The organism is Nocardia sp. NPDC055050 (genome assembly GCF_053608345.1).
The window spans coordinates 15407-31135 of sequence record NZ_JBSGVG010000002.1; the positions used below are offsets into that span (position 1 = coordinate 15407).

The window sequence follows — 15729 nt, forward strand, 5'->3', positions numbered from 1 at the left end:
CGAATACTAGCGTGCCCGTTCCCCCGAGCGCCAGGGTTTGTCGAATGTTCCAGCAGTTGTCACTCATCGCCGATTGCCTTGCAGCACTTGACAACCTGTGCAATGCTGGAGCGATATGCGACGGGGGTGCACATGACGACAACCAGTGGCGACTTGCCACATCTTCGGCTTGCCTCGCCGACGCCTGCAACTCAGCCGTTCCGGAATCAACAGGTCGACTCGCCGATGCCGTTCGGCAGATATGTTCGCGCGGCACACCCGACACAATTGAGAGATGAGCCGGCGGGACGATTGTGGCCGACTCGAACGATAGACAATGCTCCGCTGTGGAGTTCGGTGGACTTGCGCGACGGTAACCAGGCATTGGCACATCCGATGGACCTGCACCGCAAAGCGAAGATGTTCGATCTTCTCGTCGGTATCGGATTCAAAGACATCGAGGTCGGCTATCCGTCGGCGAGCCAGGCCGATTTCGATTTCGTCCGCAGCATTATCGACGGAGACCGGATTCCCGACGATGTGACGATAAGCGTATTCACTCCGGCCAGGCCGGAGCTGATCGATCGGACGTTCGAAGCTGTTCGTGGCGCGGATCGCGCGGTTGTGCACCTGTGCCATGCGACAGCGTGCCTCTGGCGCGAGGTCGTGTTCGGCATGTCGATGAACGACGTCCGGCGAATGGCCGACGGCGCCGCCGAACACATGATGCGATGCGCCGACACGTTCGACCCGTCACGGCTCCTCTTCGAGTACTCACCGGAGACCTTCAACATCACCGAGCCCGAGTTCACGCTGGAGCTCGCCAACTCCGTGGCGGCCATCTGCGGCGCGCGACCCGATCGGCCGCTGATTCTGAACCTCCCCACGACAGTCGAGACGGATACGCCGAACGTGTTCGCCGACCAGGTCGAATGGATGGACCGGAATCTCGAGGATCGCGCATCGATAATCCTGTCGGTGCATCCGCACAACGACCGCGGGACCGCCGTCGCGTCGGCGGAACTCGCGTTGCTGAGCGGTGCGGACCGTGTCGAGGGCACGTTGTTCGGTAACGGTGAGCGGACCGGCAACGTCTGCCTGGCCACGTTGGCACTCAATCTGTTCAGCCGCGGAATCGACCCGAAACTCGACTTCTCGAACATCGATGACATACGGGCGACTGTCGAGTACTGCAACCAGATGCCGGTCCACCCGCGCCACCCCTACGTCGGCGAACTCGTCTACACGGCCTTCTCCGGCACCCATCAGGATGCGATCGCCAAGGGCATGGCGGCCCTGCAACAGCGCGCCGCCGATACGGACCGGGACGTGCGTTCCCTGGCGTGGGAGGTTCCCTACCTACCGATCGACCCGAAAGATGTGGGGCGTAGCTACGAGTCGATCGTCCGGCTCAACAGTCAGTCCGGCAAGGGCGGCATCGCCCACGTACTCGAGACTCGGCACGGCCTCCACCTGCCCAAGGCGCTTCGTCGCCATTTCGCCGATACCGTTCAGCTGCTGGTGGACGCCAGTGGGACCGAACTCGACCCGGATCGACTCTGGGACGTATTCCGCGCGGAATACGTCGAAGTGGAAGCGCCCCTGCTGTTCGAGCACTGCAGGAGGGAGAACAGCGGCCCCGGGATCTCCGTCATCGTTACGGTCACCGAGGACGGCAGGCTGATCGAATTCCACGGATCCGGTGCGGACCCGAGCTCCGCTCTCGTCGACGGAATGCGTCGAGCGGGGCATGACATCGACGTTGTCGACGTGACTCGTCAAGCACCGGCAGATCGGAGCTGTCCGCACGGCAACCCCGTCTACTGCGAACTGATCGTCGACCAGGTGCGGTCCTTCGGGGTCGGTCTGGACGATTCGACGACGGCGGCGGAAGTGCGCGCCATCATCAACGCGGTGAACAAGGTTCGCGGCGGGGTATCCGCAGAGCCGATTCACTGATCGCATCGCCATCACGATCGAGGACACCCTGTATGACTCTGCCCGGACACACCCTCGCGCTCCCCGACCGCCCACTTGTCCACCTCGAATTCGAACGCCACGCCGCTGCCGCTGCCGATCGAGTCGCTGTGACATGCGGCCCTGTCGTCCGGTCCTACGGTGAGCTCAACGCCCGGGCGAATCAGCTCGCGCATCATCTGCGGTCGAAATCGGTCGGGCCCGGTTCCCTGGTCGGCCTCTGCCTGGATCGGACTCCGTGCCTGATCGAGGCGATTCTCGGGGTACTCAAGGCCGGTGCCGCCTATGTACCACTCGACACCTCGTACCCGCCGGACCGGTTGCGACTGATGCTGGCGCAGCTGCCCGACATGGCCATGGTCATCGGCTCGGCCGAGACCGAGGCAATGCTCGGCCCCAGCCGCCCCGAGACGATCCTGCTCTCCGACGAGGGGCGCGATCAGGCGATCCGCGATGCACCGGTGAGTAATCCGCAGTCGGCGGTGACGCCGGAGGACCTGTGCTATGTCGTCTTCACCTCGGGCTCGACGGGGACTCCGAAGGCGACCGCGGTGCGCCATCGCGGCTGGTACAACCTGCTGAACTGGCTCGTCCTCGAATACGGTCTGGACCAGCTCTCGTCGAGTCTCGTGGTGAGCTCGTTCGGGTTCGACATCACGCAACGCAGCATCATGACACCGCTGTTCTCGGGCGCTGCCGTGCACCTGCTCGGCAGCCGCAGCTTCGACCTTTCGCTCGCCTACCGCTTGCTCGGTGAGCGTGACGTGCGAACCCTGCACTGCGCCCCGAGCACGCTCTACCTGCTGGTCGACCGGGAGATGAAGCGCGGTGGCACGGCACTGGCGCAGGTGGGATACGTGTTCATCGGTGGCGAAGCGCTGTCCTCCACACGGGTGTCGACGTGGGCGACGCGGCCTGGGAACACCTGCGTCCTGCTGCACCAGTACGGCGTTGCGGAGTGCACCGACGTCGCCACCTCCCACCCGATGACCGACTACCCGGGCTACGCCGCCGCGGGTGTCACGCCGGCCGGAAAGCCGGTGTACAACACCACGATCCACCTGCTCGGCGAGCACCTGGACGAGGTGGGGCCCGGTGAGGTCGGGGAGATCTGCATCTCCGGGGCAAGTGTCGGCGCCGGCTATATCAACCCGTCGGAAGAGGGGTCGGCTCGGTTCACGAAGATCGAGCGGAACGGGCTGCTGATTCCGGTGTACCGCACCGGCGACCGGGGCTATGTGACGCCAGGCGGCGAGCTCGTCCTGGTCGGCCGCATGGACTCGCAGGTGAAGATCCGCGGTCATCGGATCGATCTGGGAGAGGTCGACCAAGCCGTGCGGCGCAACGGTGCGGTCAACGACGCGGCGGTCGTCGCGGTGGCCGACGACGCCGACGATCTGCAACTGATCGCCTTCGTGATTCCGACGGCCGACGCACTCGACAAGCCTCGACTGCGCAAAGAGTTGCTCGCAGTGCTACCGCACGCGATGGTCCCCGCCGAATTCGTCGAAGTAACGGCATTTCCACTCAATCCGAACGGCAAAGTCGACCGCAAGGCCCTAGCCGCTCACGGTGTATCTCGTAGCAGCTCCTCTCCGGCATAGCGAACGGTGGGCCCGGACGGCGCCTGCTCCAGGATCACGTGCGCGTTGGTACCGCTGAGTCCGAATGACGACACACCGGCACGCCGGGGACGATCGACGGCCGGCCATTCCCGAGCCTCGGTGAGCAGGCTCACCGCGCCGGCCTCCCAGTCGACGTGGCGGCTCGGCTTGTCCACATGCAGTGTCGCGGGCAGCACGCCGCGCCGGAGGGCCTCCACCATCTTGATGACGCCCGCCAGCCCGGAAGCAGCCTGGGTGTGGCCGATATTCGACTTCACCGAGCCCAGCCACAACGGTCGATCCACGGGGCGATCCTGCCCGTAGCCGGCCAGCAGCGCCTGCGCCTCGATCGGATCGCCGAGCGTGGTGCCGGTGCCGTGCGCCTCGACCGCGTCGATCTCGTTCGGCGCCAAGCCGGCATCGGCCAGGGCCGCGCGGATGACCGCCTGCTGCGCCGGGCCGTTCGGTGCGGTGAGGCCGTTGCTGGCACCGTCCTGATTGACCGCCGAGCCGGCCACCACCGCCAACACGGGATGACCCAACCGCTCCGCGTCCGAAAGGCGCTCCAACACAACAACACCCACGCCTTCGGAGAATCCGGTGCCGTCGGCCGCATCCGAGAACGCTTTGCATCGGCCGTCCGGCGCGAGCCCCCTCTTGCGCGAGAATCCGATGAACACCCCCGGCGACGCCATGATCGTGGCGCCGCAGGCCAACGCCATCGAGCATTCACCTGACCGGAGTGCCTGTGCGGCCAGATGGAGTGAGACCAGCGACGACGAGCACGCTGTATCGACTGTCAACGCGGGGCCCTCCAGCCCGAGGAAATAGGCGATCCGACCGGAGCCCAAGCTGAGTGTGGAGCTCTCGCCCAGATACGCCTCGGCTTCGGGCGGCGCGTTGTTCAGCAGGCGGGCCGCATAGTCCGCGTAGGTGATGCCGGCATATACCCCGGTCGCGCTGCCCCGCAGTGATTCCGGGTCGATCCCGGCACGCTCCAGCGCTTCCCACGACACCTCGAGCAGCAACCGCTGCTGCGGATCCATCGCCAGCGCCTCCCGCGGGCTGATCCGGAAGAAGTCGGCGTCGAACCCGGCCACGCTGTCGAGGAAGCCACCGGCGCGAGCGTAGGTCGTACCGGTGTGATCGGGATCCGGATGATAGAGATCGGCCAGGTTCCACCCGCGGTCTTCGGGGAATGGGCTGAGCACGTCGCGCCCCTGGGTAACTATCTCCCACAGTTCGTCGGCGGAATCCGCCCCGCCGGGATACCGGCAACTGCTGCCCACGATGACAATCGGATCATCGCGGTCCGGCCGAACCATCCGGCTCGCCGACGGAGGTGTCGAGGGCCGCGGCGCGATCTCGGCCGTCAGGTGACGGGCCAGTGCCGCCGGAGTCGGGTAGTCGAACACCGCGGTCACCAGCAGCCGGACGCCTGTTGCCCGCTGGAGCCGGTTGCGGAATTCCACCGCGCTGAGTGAATCGAACCCGAGCTCTGTGAACGAACGATCGACGTGCACCGACCGCTGCTCGGACCCGAGCACGGCACTGGCGTGTTCGACGATCGACGCCAGCATCTGCTGTTCCCGTTCGGCGGCGGTGGCGCCGGTGGACACGGCACCGGCGGTCGGTCGCTCCACGTGAGCCGCTCGCCGGGTGGGCACCAGGGCGCGGACCAGCGCTGGGACATCGTCGAGCGCCGCGAGGGCGGCGGTGTCGATCCGCGCGGTCACCACGACTGCGCGCGTGGCAGCCATCGCCGTATCGAACAGTCGCAAGCCCTCCTCGGCGGACAGCGCGACCATGCCGCTTCGACTCAGCCGGGCCCTGTCCCGATCGTCGAGGTGACCGGTCATCTCGCTCGCCTGGTCCCACTGCCCCCAGGCCATCGAGATCGCGGGCAGACCCCGGTGCCGCCGATGCTGCGCCAACGCGTCCAGAAAGACGTTCGCAGCCGCGTAGTTCGCCTGACCGTGCGTGCCCACCACACCCGCCATCGAGGAGAACAACACGAATGCGGCCGGATCCGCGTCGAGGGTGAGCTCGTGCAAGTGCCACGCGGCGTCTACCTTCGGCCGCATCACCGTGTCCAGCCCCGCCGGGGTCACCGCATCGAACACGGCATCGTCGAGGACTCCGGCCGCGTGAATCACGGCCGTCAACGGTTGCTGCGCCGGGATTCCCGCCAAGACGGCCGCCAGGGCGTCCCGATCGGCGACGTCACAGGCGACCAGGGTGACACTGGCACCCAGCGCCCTCAATTCCTCGGTGACGGCCTCCGCGGCTGCCGCCGCCTGTCCTCGCCTACTGATGAGCAGCAGATTCCTGGCACCGTATTCGGACACCATGTGCCGGGCCAGCAGCGTGCCGAGCATTCCGGTCCCGCCGGTGATCAGGACCGTTCCGTCCGGGTCGATCGGCCGGGGCACCGTCAGTACGAGCTTTCCGACGTGCCTCGCCTGCGCCATGAACCGATACGCCGCGGGCGCTTCACGCAGATCCCAGGCGCGAATCGGCAACGGCGCCAACGCACCCGAGTCGAACAGCGCGACGATCTCACACAACATCTGCTGCAGCCGATCCGGATCGGCCCGGGTCAGATCGAACGCGCGATAGCGGACTCCGGCGTATGTGGCTGCCACATGTTCGGGATCGCGAAGATCGGCCTTGCCCATTTCGATGAATGTGCCGCCGGGCGCCATCAGCCGCAACGACGCGTCCAGCAGGTCACCCGTGAGTGAATTGAGCACGGCATCCGCTCCGGCGGAACCGAACTGCGCGCGGCACCGGTCCTCGAATTCGAGAGTGCGTGACGAGGCGATGTGCTCGTCGTCGAATCCCATGTCCCGCAACGTGGCCCACTTGCCGGGGCTGGCGGTGGCGAAGACCTCCAGCCCCCGATGCCGCGCCAGCGCGACCGCGGCCATCCCGACACCGCCGGTCGCGGCGTGCACGAGAATGCGCATCCCCGCGCGGAGGTCCGCGAGTTCGGTCAAGGCGTAGTGGGCGGTGAGGAAGGCCGCCGGAATCGCGGCGGCCTGGGCGAAGGTCAGCCCGGCGGGAATCGGCACCACCGTACGGCGATCGGCCACCGCCACCGAACCGGCGCCGGCGAACAATCCCATCACCCGTTCTCCGGGCGCGAGATCGGTCACCTCCTCCCCCACCTCGAGGACCACGCCCGAGCCTTCGGCACCCACCGCGATGCCCGGGTCGGGGTAGGTGCCGAGCGCGATCAGCACATCGCGGAAGTTCATACCGTTGGCACGCACAACCAGGCGCACCTCGCGTGGACCGAGCCGCCGATCCGCTGCCGGCCACGGCCGCAAGGCCAGGTTGTCCGCGTCCAGCGTGCCGGTACCGAGGGTGACCAGTCCCCAGGCGGCGCTCCCGGCGGGCGCGCTGAGGGTGGACTGTCCGTTGTCCCTGATCAGCCGGGGTGCCAGTACCGCACCGTCACGCCATGCCACCTGTGGCTCGTCGACCGCCAGCGCCGCGGACACCGCGGTGTCGACCTGTGTCCAATCCTCGACATCGACCAGCACGATCTGCCCGGGATTCTCCGTCTGGGCCGAGCGCAGCAATCCCCACACCGGCGCGCGGCTCAGATCGACCACGTCCTCGCCGTGGACCGACACCGCCCGGCACGTCACCACCACGAGCGGGGCATCCGGGCCGGTCGACAGCCACCGCCGCACCCGTTCGAGCACCGTGGCGACCGCGGTCCGCGTCGATGCCGCCAGGTCGGCCGGGACACCGTGCGGCGCGTCGGGCGGTCGCACCGTCAAGACCGTCCGCGCCACGGTTTCGGTGCGCCCCGGCGACGGAAGCGGCACCCATTCGACCGCGAATTGCGATCCCGGTCCGGAGACGGTCGATGTGAACTGCGACAACGACATGTCCCGCACCGCAAGAGATTCGATCGAGGCCACCGGCGCGCCCGAGGGATCGGCCATCCGCACCCGCACCTGCCGGTCTCCGCTGCGGGTCAGCTGCACCCGCAGCGCGGTCGCGCCGACCGCGTGTATCGACACCCCGGACCAGGAGAAGGGCAGCAGCACGAACCCGTCCGCCGGCTCTAACCCGGCCAACGCGATGACCTGCACCGCCGCGTCCCACAGCGCAGGGTGGAGCGCGTACGGGCCGACGTCCTCCGGCTCCGGCAACACCACCTCCGCGAACACCTCGTCCGCGCCGCGCCGCCACGCCGCGCGCACACCCTGGAACGCCGGACCGTACTCGTATCCCCGCTCGGCGAGGTCAGCGTAGAAACGCCCGATATCGGACTCGACCGCGCGCGCCGGCGGCCACTGGGCCAGTTCGGGCATCGTCGGCGCCGAGGTCTGTGGCGACAACTCCCCGGACGCATGGCACACCCAGGGTCGCTCGCCGTCCTCTGTCCTGCCCTCCTCGCGCGAGTACACCGACACCGAACGCATCCCACCCTGCTGCGGACCGCCGACCACGACTCGCAGGTAAGCGCCTCCCACAGCGGGCACCACCAACGGCGCGTGTAGCACGAGTTCGGCGACTACCGGACAGCCCACCTCGTCACCTGCTCGCACGGCCAGCTCCACGAGGGCCGCACCGGGCATCAGTACCGAGCCACCCACGGTGTGATCACGAAGCCAGCCGGCCGACGCCATGGCCACCCTGCCTGCCACCACCACACCACCGGAATCCGGTTGCGCCACCACCACATCCAGGAGCGGGTGACCGATCGTGGACAGCCCCGACCTGCTCGTGCCGATTCCCTTCGGCTCGGTCCAGTACGACTGCGGATCCCAGGCGTACGTGGGCAGATCGGCGCGGCCGGACGCGGGCATCAGAGGTGTCCAGTCCAGCCCGAAACCGCTGACGTACAGTTGCGCCACCGCACGATCGTGACAACGTGGACCGCTTTCGCCTCGGCGCAGGGAGCCGACCGCGACGACCGCGCGATCACACTCCGCGGCAACGGTTTCGACGGCCGTGGTCAAGCTCGGATGCGGGCTCGCCTCGACGAAGAATCGGTAGCCGTCGCCGATCATCCGCTCGATCGTGTCGGCGAAACGGACCGGCTCGCGCAGATTGCGATACCAGTAGTCCGGCGCCAGCGGCTCGGCGGGCAGTGGCTCCGCGGAGACTGTCGAGTACCAGGTGATCGAGGCCGGAAGGGCAACGATCCCCGCCAGCTCGGCAGCCAGTGGCTCCCGCAGCGGGTCCATGTCCGAGCAGTGCGATGCGTAGTTCACCGCCAGCAGACGGCAGAAGACGTTCTCCTGCTCCAGTTCGGCCAGCAGGGCCGTCACGGCCTCGCGGTCACCGGTCAGCACGGTGGAGGCGCCACTGTTCACCGCGGCCACCGACACCCCGCCACCCAGCCTCGCTTCCAGTGCCGCGGCAGGCAATCCGACCGCCGCCATCGCACCACCGCTGACGGTCGACAAGGCCCGGCTGCGCCGGGTGATCACGGCTGCCGCGGCCGCCAGCCCGATGGCACCGCCGACATAGGCCGCGGCGATCTCACCCTGGCTGTGGCCTACCACCGCGTCCGGCAGCACGCCGGCCGCCTGCCACATCGCGGCCAGCGACACCATCACCGCGAACAGCATCGGCTGCACGACATCATCGTCACGCAGCGGGGGCGCGTCCGCATCACCACACAGCACACCCACCGCCGACCAGCCGGTGTGGGGGCGCAACGCTTCGTCGCAACGTGCGAATTCGGCTCGGAACACCGGGGATTGCGACCACAGATCCCGGCCCATCCGCAGCCACTGGGATCCTTGCCCAGGAAATACGAACGCCACCTTGCCCGAGATCACCGCGTCCTCGGGCCCCACCGTGTTCGGCGCGGGCTCGCCCAGCGAGACTGCCCGAAGTCCCTCGAGCAACTCCGCACGATCGGCGGCCACGACCACTGCCCGGCGCTCGAAGTGCGTGCGGTGCAGGGCAAGTGATCGCGCCACCGACGGCAGGGCGAGGCCAGGATCCGATTCCAGCAGGCCGATCAGGCGCTCGAGCTGACCGCGCAGTGCGGCATCACTGCGGGCCGAGAGGGGGAACAAGGTCGCGCTGCCCGCGCCGTCCGGTTCGACAGCCGCGGGTGGCGCCTCCTCGAGGACGACATGCGCGTTGGTGCCGCTGATCCCGAACGAGCTCACCCCGGCCCGCCGCGGCCGGCTACCGCGAAGCCACCGCGCGGGCCGATTCTGCACCGCGACACCGCTCGTCTCCCAGTCGATCCGCTCGGTCGGATGCTCGGCGTGCAGCGAAGCAGGCACTGTCTCGTGCCGCAGCGCGAGCACGGTCTTGATCACGCCGACGATCCCGGCCGCTGCCTGGCTGTGCCCGAGGTTGGACTTCGCCGAACCCACCCCCATCGGACGCCCCGGTTCGCGACCTGGACCGAATACCCTTGCCAACGCCCGCATTTCGATCGGATCGCCGAGGGTGGTGCCGGTGCCGTGCGCCTCCACGTAGTCGATGTCGGCCGCGTGCAGACCCGCCGCGGCCAGCGCCGCGCGCATGACCCGTTCCTGCGCGATACCGTTCGGAGCGGTCAGGCCCTGGCTACGACCGTCCGAGTTGACTGCCGACCCCCGAAGCACCGCCAGCACCGGATCGCCGTCGCGCACGGCGTCGTCCAGGCGCTTGAGCATCACCACGCCGCAACCTTCGCCCCACACCATGCCGTCGGCGTCGGCGGAGAACGGCCTGCACACCCCAGACGGCGACATCGCTCGCAGCCTGCTGAACTCAACGTGGGTCTCGGGGCCAACCAACACCGTGGCCCCACCCGCGAGGGCCTGATCACATTCACCCGCCCGCAGTGCCTGCGCGGCCAGATGCAGCGCCACCAGCGACGACGAACACGCCGTGTCGATGGTCACCGCCGGGCCGTGCAGGCCCAGCTGGTAGGCGATCCGGCCGGCCGCGACACTGGTCGCCGAACCGGTGCCCACATAACCGTCGAGCTGAGCCAGCGCCGCGCCGGCGAGGTAGGTGCTGCTGTAGAGCCCGAGATACACCCCGGTCGACGTACCGCTCAATGCGCGAGGATCACACCCGGACCGTTCGATCGCCTCCCAGCTGGTCTGCAACAGCAGCCGCTGCTGCGGGTCCATCGCCGCGGCTTCCCGCGGCGTGATGCCGAAGAAGGCGGCGTCGAACTCGGCGATCCGCTCGAGAAATCCGCCCCGCAGCGTGTATGCCGTGCCCGCGACGTCGGGGTCCGGATGGTACAGCCCGTCGAGGTTCCATCGACCCGACGGCACCTCGCCGACTACGTCTGTCCCGTCGGCCAGCAGCTTCCAGAATGCTTCCGGATCGTCTGCTCCGCCGGGCAATCGGCATGCCATCCCCACAATCGCCACGGCACTGTCGCCGGTGTCGGGCTGTTCGTCGGCTCGTGGTGTGGCCGCCTCAGCGAGGACGGTGCCGAGGGCGGTGATAGTCGGATGTTCGAAGATCACACTCGGATCGACATCCCGGCCGATGCTTTCGGCCAAACTCGCCGTGAGCCGGACCAAACTGCTGGAGCCCAAACCGAATTCGGCCAGCGGACGATCGACGTCGATCCGGTCCTGGTGCAGGCCGGTCTCCTGCGCCACCGCGGCGATCAGCCACGCTTCGATCTGCGCCGCCGAAGCCGTGTCGGCGATGCGTCGAGTCTCCTGGTTCTCCGCTGCCGCAGCGCCTGCCGGAACCTCGACCGTGTCCAGTTCGCCGTCGAGATGGGCTGTGCGGCAAGCCCGGCGCTGGACCTTGCCGCTACTCGTCTTCAAGATCGTTCGCGGGCGGATCAGCACGACATCGTGGATGGCGATGGCGTGTTCGGTAGCAACGGCGCCGCGGACAGCTGCCCGGATGTAGTCCAGCTCGTCCGCCTCGGTCGCCGCCACTTCGACGACCAGTACCAGCCGCTCCCCGACATCGCCCGTGTCCACGGGGAACGCCGCGACGCAGCCCGGACGCACCGAGCCGTGCGCGGATTCGGCCGTCAACTCGATGTCCTGCGGGTAGTGGTTCTTGCCGTCGATGATCAGCAGATCCTTGCTCCGCCCCGCGACGAACAATTCGCCCGCGGAAAGGAATCCGAGATCGCCGGTCCGCAGAAAACGACCCCGACCGTCGACGAGGACGCCGCCGAACACCTCGGCCGTCTTGTCCTCGTCGTTCAGATACCCTGCCGCCACACTGTCGCCGGACACCCAGATCTCGCCGACTTCGCCGTCGCGGCACTCCACGCCTCGCTCGGGATCCACGATCGCGAGCGTGACACCTCGGGGCGGGTAACCCACCCCGACCACCTCACGTGACCGGGCGGGGTCGGCATCGGTGGAATGTTTCACCACTGTCGGTGCGCGATCGACCGGAGCGCCCGTCACGAGCAGCGTGGCCTCGGCCAAGCCGTAGACCGGCTGGAATGTCTCCGGCCGAAACCCCGACGGTGCGAACGCGTCCGCGAATCGGCGCAGTGTGCCTGCGCGCACCGGCTCCGCCCCGTTGAACGCCACCCGCCATCGGCTCAGGTCCAGCTGTTCTGCCAGTTCGGCGGTGACTCGCCGTGCGGCCAGTTCGTAGCCGAAGTTGGGACCGCCGCTGGTGTGCGCCCGAAAGTGCGATACCGCGTGCAGCCACCGCTCCGGCTTCTGCAGAAAGTGCAACGGAGAGAACAGAACTGCATCGACCCCCAGATACACCGTCTGCAACACCGGCCCGATCAGCCCCATGTCGTGATACACCGGCAACCAGCTGACGAACAACGAACCGTTCCACGACGCCACCCGCTCGGGGGTGTGGTCCATGGCCTCGGCGATCGCCTGCTGATTGTGCAGGAGGTTGCGGTGGGTGACGACGACGCCTCGCGGTGCACTCGTAGAGCCCGACGTGTACTGCAGAAAGGCGACCGTTTCCGGGCCCACCCCGGGATCGGACCAGGTCGACGCGATATCGCCGGGAACTTCGTCGGTCGCGATCCATCGCAGCCTCGCCAGTTCCGGCACCTGCTCGACCACCGCGCCGAGCGCATCGATGACCGATCGGGTGGTCAGCACCACCTGGATGTCGGCGTCCGCGATGACCTGACGCAACCGGCGCAACGCCCGATCGACCTCGTGCCGCTGTGGCAACGGCACCGGCACCGCCACCACGGCACCGGCAAGGCAGCCGAAGAAGCCCGAGAGGAACTCGATCCCCGGTGGGTACAGCAACAACGCCCGCCGATGCGCGAAACCCTCGGCCTGCAACCGTGCCCCGATCGCCATGGCCCGGCGTTCCAGGTCGGCGTAGGTCAGTTCATCGATGTCACCGCCGATGTCGCCCGTTTTCAGGAATCGGAAGGCGAGACCAGATCCTTGCTCCGCCTTCCGCAGCATCAACAGATCCAAAAACGAACCGAACATATGCGCACCCATTCAAATCAAGCTGCGAAAAGAGTTCGCAGTACTCACTCGGTCTCCCCGTGACCATCCCCGCCGGCATCCTCATCCAGCAGTCGGAGCAGTTCCTCTATGTCTTCCAAACTTTCCCCGGCATCCTCGTCCCCGGGATCCGATGCTTCGGTCATCTCGGTCGAGTCACCGTCGCTGATCTCACTGAACAGGTGACGGGCCAGCAGATCGATTGTCGGATAGTCGAAGACGACTCCGGCCGATACCGCGACGCCGAGCCATCGACTCAGCTCATCCGACATCCGCACGCCTTGCAGCGACGTCAATCCCAGCTCCGCGAACGGCACGGTGGTATCGATCTCCGCGCGTGGTACCGCCAGCTTCTCCGCGAGTGCACCGATGAACCAGGAACGGATTTCTCGCTCACCGGGAATATTCACCGGCCGCGAACCGGACGAGGCGCCCGACGAGTCATGACTCACTTGGATTCCTCATTTCCGAGGGCGATGCCACGCCAATAGCGTTGCCGCTGAAATGCATACGTGGGCAATGCCACCGTGCCCCGCCGTCCGAAGACGGCTCCCCAGTCGACCCGGATCCCTCGAATCCAGCCGCCCGCGACGCCCCGAAGAAGCGCATGCGGTGCGTCGAATCCGATCTCGATGAGGGTGGCTCCCGGACGTGCCAGCACGTCGCGCGCCGGCTCCGGGGTGTACAAGGAGCCGAACGGCCCGGCCGGTTCGCCCGAGGCCGCGAACGATATCGACGGCTCCGCGAGAGCGAAATCGGCCAGTGCCGTGGGCAATTCGTCCGCGGTCGCCAGCGTGCAGGCATCTTTGAACGACAAAACACCAGCGACATGAGCAGCGGTGATCTCACCCAGCGAACTGCCCATCACACAATCCGGCCGCACACCCCAGGATTCCAGCAACCGGACCAGGGCAACCTCCACCGTGAACGGCGCCGCCGGCTGTTCACCGAACTCAGCAGTGACAGCGTCGAACGCGGCGGCGAAAACCGGAAATTCCTCGTACAGCAGCTGTCCCGCACCGGTATCCCGTCCAGCGAAGTGGAAGGTCGTCGTCGCGTCGACTGCCGTTCGGCCGGTGAGAAGCCCCGTCACGGTGGAACCTTCGGCCAATGCCGTCAGTCCGTCAACGAGTTCTTTCCTGTCCCTGCCGAGGACAACGGCCCGGTAGTCGAACGCCGATCGTGTCGTCGCCAGCGAATAACCGATATCGACCGGATCCAACTCCGGGTGCCGCTGCACATGAGCGAGCAGCTTCGCCGACTGCGCCATCAGGGCCGCGTCACTCTTGGCCGAAATCACCCACGGAATCACCGAGAGCACGGCCGAATCTGTCGCGTCGACAGGAACGCCCGAGGGAACCTGCTCGAGAATCACATGCGCGTTGGTGCCGCTGATTCCGTAGGACGATACTGCGGCCCGGCGCGGCCAATCATTGTCCGGCCACGACTGTGTCTCGGTAACCACGTGCACGCCCCCGGTCGACCAGTCCACATGGGGGCTGGGTTCATCGACATGCAGCGTCGACGGCACTGTCTCGCAGCGCATCGCCTCCACCATCTTGATCACCCCCGCGATCCCGGAAGCGAGCTGTGTGTGGCCCATGTTCGACTTGATCGATCCCAGCAGCAACGGCCGATCCTGCTGCCTGCTCTGTCCGTAGGTCGCCAGCAATGCCTGTGCCTCGATCAGGTCCCCCAGCTCGGTACCGGTCCCGTGTCCTTCCACCACATCCACTTCGGCGGCCGGCACCCCGGCGTTGGCCAGCGCCGCGCGGATCACCTGCTGCTGAGCCAGGCCGTTCGGCGCCATGAACCCGTTCGAGGCACCATCCTGATTGACCGCCGAACCACGCACCACCGCCAGCACCTCGTGCCCGAGCCGCCGTGCCTGCGACAAGCGCTCCAGCACCAGCATTCCCACGCCTTCGGCGAAAATCGTCCCGTCGGCGCCCGCCGCGAACGATTTCACCCGCCCGTCTGCGGCCACTCCGAGACCGCCCTCGAACAGCGCGAAGACTCCCGGCGTCGCGAGGACCGAACCGCCCCCGGCCAGCGCCATCGCGCATTCGCCCGAACGCAGGGCCTGCACGGCCGTATGCACGGCCACCAAACCTGACGAACACGCGGTATCCAGGCTTATCGCAGGCCCTTTCAGGCCCAGGATGTACGAGATCCGCCCCGAGGCCAGCGCCGCGACACTTCCGGTCAGATAAGCCGTCGAGTCGGTATCGGCGTACTCCCCCTGCGCCTCCAGGGATCCATAGCCTTGGTCATTGCCCGCGCCGACATAGACGCCGGTGTCGCTGCCGTGCAACGTCCGTGGATCGATCCTGGCGCATTCGACAGCCTCCCACGCCGCTTCCAGCACCAGGCGCTGTTGTGGATCCATCGCCGACGCCTCGGGTGGCGTGATCCCGAAGAATTCGGCATCGAACTCGCCAGGCGCGGTGAGGAATCCGCCGGAACGACTCCGGATCTTGTCGAAATCTATGGGCCCGAGACCATGTCGGACAAGGTTGTCCCACCCGCGATCCGTCGGCCAATCCGTGATGACATCGCGACCGTTCAGAACGGTCTCCCACAGGTCCTGAGGTGATTCGATGCCACCTGGATAGCGGCAGGACATGCCGATGATCGCGATCGGCTCGCGCGACTTCGCCTCGATGTCCCGCAAGCGCTGGCGAGCCTTCTGCAGGTCCTTGACGGCCTTCTTCAGATAGTCCCGGAGCTCGTCCTCCCTCACTGCCAAAGACCTCTCA

4 protein-coding genes and 2 pseudogenes are annotated in these 15729 nt (G+C 67.3%); 2 read left to right on the plus strand and 4 right to left on the minus strand.

Translation table 11 applies throughout. From position 1 onward, the window contains the following. The first annotated feature begins 132 nt into the window (after positions 1-132). A complete protein-coding gene (locus tag ACWGCN_RS02710; protein ID WP_452528948.1) occupies positions 133-1938 on the plus strand; it encodes a 2-isopropylmalate synthase in 1806 nt (601 codons plus the stop codon). 32 nt (positions 1939-1970) lie between these two features. Further along, positions 1971-3560, plus strand: a complete 1590-nt coding sequence (locus ACWGCN_RS02715) for an amino acid adenylation domain-containing protein (RefSeq protein ID WP_452458167.1) — start codon at positions 1971-1973, stop codon at positions 3558-3560. A 14-nt stretch (positions 3561-3574) separates the two neighbouring features. On the opposite strand, the pseudogene ACWGCN_RS02720 reads toward ACWGCN_RS02715, so the two are convergent. The 4 genes and pseudogenes from ACWGCN_RS02720 to ACWGCN_RS02735 all read right to left on the minus strand — a co-directional run. Next, positions 3575-6904: pseudogene (locus ACWGCN_RS02720) on the minus strand (type I polyketide synthase); the annotation flags it as partial. 102 nt (positions 6905-7006) lie between these two features. Then, a pseudogene (locus ACWGCN_RS02725) lies at positions 7007-12964 on the minus strand (beta-ketoacyl synthase N-terminal-like domain-containing protein); the annotation flags it as partial. Positions 12965-12996: 32 nt separating this feature from the next. Continuing rightward, complete coding sequence (locus tag ACWGCN_RS02730; RefSeq protein ID WP_387446766.1) at positions 12997-13422, minus strand: acyl carrier protein; 426 nt, start codon at positions 13420-13422, stop codon at positions 12997-12999. Further along, positions 13419-15713 carry a type I polyketide synthase gene (locus tag ACWGCN_RS02735; RefSeq protein ID WP_452458166.1) on the minus strand — a complete coding sequence of 765 codons (2295 nt, stop codon included), beginning with the start codon at positions 15711-15713 and terminating at the stop codon, positions 13419-13421. Before ACWGCN_RS02735 ends, ACWGCN_RS02730 begins: the two co-directional genes overlap by 4 nt. Positions 15714-15729: the final 16 nt, after the last annotated feature.

Coding starts and splice junctions, on each gene's coding strand:
- ACWGCN_RS02710 (WP_452528948.1), top strand. CDS start 133: ATGACGACAACCAGTGGCGACTTGCCACATCTTCGGCTTGCCTCGCCG.
- ACWGCN_RS02715 (WP_452458167.1), top strand. CDS start 1,971: ATGACTCTGCCCGGACACACCCTCGCGCTCCCCGACCGCCCACTTGTC.